The sequence below is a fragment of the Pedobacter sp. HMWF019 genome, from assembly GCF_003061025.1.
Lineage (GTDB): Bacteria > Bacteroidota > Bacteroidia > Sphingobacteriales > Sphingobacteriaceae > Pedobacter.
In genome coordinates this window covers 2,339-5,846 of sequence record NZ_QAIL01000134.1, presented here as the reverse complement: position 1 = coordinate 5,846, position 3,508 = coordinate 2,339, and the positions used below count along the sequence as shown (strand labels likewise).

Here is a 3,508-nt window from a genome sequence, read left to right as displayed (position 1 = left end):
GTCTTAATTCGCTGGGCTAAGTCCATATTCTTTGCCTTTCTCCAGCATAAACCTGAGGGCATCTTCATAAGAGTTGGTGATTTCTCCTTCAAGTATGGCTTCCCGGATGGCATTTTTGATCAGGCCTACTTCTTTTCCTGCAGTCAGGCCGAAGGCATTCATGATGTCATTGCCAGTAATTGGTGGCTGCCAGTTTCGGATCTTGTCCCGTTCTTCCACATCTTTGAGTTTTTGTTTAACCAGCTCAAAGTTATTGCGGTATTTTTTCACCTTATATTCATTTTTTGTGGTAACATCTGCATTGCAAAGCAACATAAGGCTCTCAATGTCCTCACCTGCATCGAACAATAAACGGCGTACAGCTGAATCTGTTACTACTTCCTGCGCCAGTACAATAGGACGCAAGTGGAGTTGTACAAGCTTTTGTACATATTTCATTTTCTCATTCAGGGGAAGTTTCAGTTGCGCAAAGATTTGAGGAACCATACGGGCTCCTTTATCCTCGTGACCATGGAAAGTCCAACCGTGGCCTTCTTCAAATCTTTTGGTTGGTGGTTTGGCTATGTCATGTAGGATGGCAGCCCACCTTAGCCAAAGATCATTGGTGTTTAGAGAAATATTATCTAAAACCTGGAGGGTATGGTAGAAGTTATCTTTATGCCCTTTTCCGTTGATGATTTCCACACCGTAAAGATTGGCCATTTGCGGAAAAATAATACGGAGCAGCCCCGTATCAAACAAATACTTAAAACCAACAGACGGAACCGGAGAAAGAATGATCTTATTCAGTTCATCTGTGATGCGCTCCTTAGAAACGATACTGATACGCTCTTTTTGCTTTTTGATGGCAGAAAGGGCCTTTTCATCAATTGAAAAATTGAGTTGAGAAGCGAAACGGATGGCGCGCATCATCCTCAGTGGATCATCTGAAAAGGTAATTTCCGCATCGAGCGGGGTTCTGATCAACTTCTCCTGAAGGTCTTCAATGCCCTGAAAGGGATCAACCAATGTACCGTAATTTGCTGCATTTAAAGAGATGGCTAAAGCATTGATCGTAAAATCGCGTCTAAGCTGATCGTCTTCAATAGTGCCGTTTTCTACAATTGGTTTTCTGGAGTTTGCCCGGTAGGATTCTTTTCGGGCACCTACAAACTCAATTTCCAGGTCATGGTACCTGAGCATGGCGGTACCAAAATTCTTAAACACGGCCACTTTGGTTTTTAGCTGATTTCCAGCAAGTTCAGCGAACTCTATGCCATTACCAAGAACCACAATATCAATATCTTTTGACGGGCGCTCTAAAAAAATATCACGAACATAGCCCCCAATAACATAAGCTTCGATAGTATGTTGGGCAGCAATATCAGCAAGGACCTTGAAAACTGGATGTTTTAAGTGTTCTTTCATTCGTGTTTAATTATTAAATGCCCTGAATCCTGCGGAAGCAAAATTTCATCAGACAGAAGTATTGGGTTGAATTTCTGCAAAAGTACTAAAAGTTACCTTCTAATAAAGGAAAATTGGCCGCCTGCACCTAATTTCATAATGGTGGAAGGTTTTCTGGGTGTTCTAAGTTCTTGTTCCCAATCCACAACATAGTCTACTGCTGCCAGGATATTTTCATCGATTTCGTCAAAAAATTTTGGTGCTGGCTGCCCGGAAATATTTGCTGATGTGGAAGTTATGGGTTTACGGAACCGTTGAAGGAGCGGTGTACAGAATTCATGTTTAACTACCCGGATGCCTACACTACCATCGGCATTGATGACATTTTGGGCAAGGTTTTTCGCTCCGGAAAAAATAAGGGTTAAAGGGTTTTCGGCAAATTCGATCAGATCGTAAGCCACATCGGGTACTTCGGTTACATAACTTTGTACTTTTGAATCGGTGTCCAGAAGGATGATAAAACTTTTATCGTCGGAACGTCCCTTAATTGCATTGATTTTGGCCGCTGCCGCCTCATTTGTGGCATCACAACCCAGTCCCCAGACAGTATCTGTTGGATAGAGAATTACACCTCCGTTTCTTAAAACGTCCAGTGCTTTTTCGATTTCTGTTTTCAGCATGATACAAAGGTATCATTTTAGTGTTTTTAAATAACAGTCCATCATTTGTTTTGCCAGTAAATGGTTGTCAAATTTTTGGACATAGATTTTGCCCATGGTTTTCATGTGTTGCTGAAGTATCTTATCGTTTAGAACCCGGTTGCTTTGTTCAGCGAGTTCCTGAGGGTTGTCGGGATGTACATATAGGCTGTCTGGTCCGCCTGCCTCTTCCAGGCAGGACCCGGTTGCTCCGATAACCGGTACCTCGGAATACAGGGCTTCAATGATTGGAATCCCGAATCCTTCGTAATAAGAAGGATAAATGAAAAGGCTGGCCATCTGGTAAATGGAAGGGAGCGCAGAAAAGGGAAGGCCCTGAAGGAAAATGACTCTGTGACCAAGATCCAGGCGCTCTATTTCCTGCTGTACAAGTTTGGCATAAGGCTGGTGCTTTCCGACTACGACTAAGGCGTAATCCGAATCAATTTCTTTTAATGCTTTAATGATGAGCATTAGATTTTTTCGGGGTTCTACGGTCCCAACATTAAGAATGTACTTTTCTGGAAGCTGGTATTCTGCTCTAAGGTGCTGGTGCAGGGAAAGGTCTGGTTCTTGTTTGAAAGTATCATCACAACTTTGGTAAATGACCTCTATTTTGGAAGGGTCAATTTGATAGAGCTGTACAATGTCACGTCTGGTACATTCACTGATGGCAATGATGCGATCGCTGTTGATACAGGCATACCTGGCTTTCAGGTGGTAGATATACCGGTCTGCAGGTTTGTAGTATTGCGGATAACGTAAATAGATGAGGTCGTGAATGGTGACCGCAGACTTGATTCCAGTTCTTTTTAAGCCAAGGGGGATTTCCTGGCTAAGGCCATGGAAAAGTGTAATTTTATCTTTTAATAACTGTTTTTTTATGCCATAACTTCTCCACATGAATTTAGGCCCTCCATATTGAGGCAGTTTAAGTGAGATCCTGGCATCCTCAAAAAAAGAATTGATCTGGGGTTGATCCTTAATTTTAGGACTGTAAACAAAATAATGGTTTTGATGAAAATAACGGGCCAGCTGCCCAATCAGTGACCGGCTGTAATTGCCTAATCCTGTGAGATTATTTGCTGCTCGTTTTCCATCAAAACCAATATTCATTAATTATACAGCTACATTGTTTTCCCTTAACGCATTGTTCAGGGATGTTTTTTTATCTGTGGATTCTTTACGCTTACCGATGATCAGTGCGCAAGGAACCTGGTATTCTCCTGCCGGGAATTTTTTGGTATAACTTCCTGGGATCACAACTGAACGTGCAGGAACGATTCCTTTGTATTCAACAGGTTCCGGACCTGTTACATCAATGATTTTTGTGGAGGCAGTCAATACGACATTGGCGCCTAATACAGCCTCATGTTCTACGCGTACGCCTTCTACAACGATTGCTCTGGAACCCAGGAAGCAAT

At 42.4% G+C, this 3,508-nt stretch carries 4 protein-coding genes; all 4 read right to left on the bottom strand.

The features are described from left to right. Positions 1–3 precede the first annotated feature (3 nt). Positions 4–1,407: a CCA tRNA nucleotidyltransferase gene (locus DBR11_RS08480; RefSeq protein ID WP_108551565.1), complete on the bottom strand. Its 1,404-nt coding sequence runs from the start codon at positions 1,405–1,407 to the stop codon at positions 4–6. 92 nt (positions 1,408–1,499) lie between these two features. After that, on the bottom strand, positions 1,500–2,066 hold the full coding sequence (locus tag DBR11_RS08475; RefSeq protein WP_108551562.1) for an L-threonylcarbamoyladenylate synthase: 567 nt from the start codon (positions 2,064–2,066) through the stop codon (positions 1,500–1,502). A 12-nt stretch (positions 2,067–2,078) separates the two neighbouring features. Next, positions 2,079–3,200 (bottom strand): glycosyltransferase family 1 protein, encoded by a 1,122-nt coding sequence (locus DBR11_RS08470; RefSeq protein WP_108551560.1) that lies wholly within the window; start codon positions 3,198–3,200, stop codon positions 2,079–2,081. A 3-nt stretch (positions 3,201–3,203) separates the two neighbouring features. Continuing rightward, positions 3,204–3,508, bottom strand: a 305-nt coding sequence (locus DBR11_RS30115) for a DapH/DapD/GlmU-related protein (protein WP_304593833.1), incomplete at its 5' end; no start/stop codon positions are given.

Excerpts from the sequence above, each read along its gene's own strand:
- DBR11_RS08480 (WP_108551565.1), bottom strand. The coding sequence starts at position 1,407 with ATGAAAGAACACTTAAAACATCCAGTTTTCAAGGTCCTTGCTGATATT.
- DBR11_RS08475 (WP_108551562.1), bottom strand. The coding sequence starts at position 2,066 with ATGCTGAAAACAGAAATCGAAAAAGCACTGGACGTTTTAAGAAACGGA.
- DBR11_RS08470 (WP_108551560.1), bottom strand. The coding sequence starts at position 3,200 with ATGAATATTGGTTTTGATGGAAAACGAGCAGCAAATAATCTCACAGGA.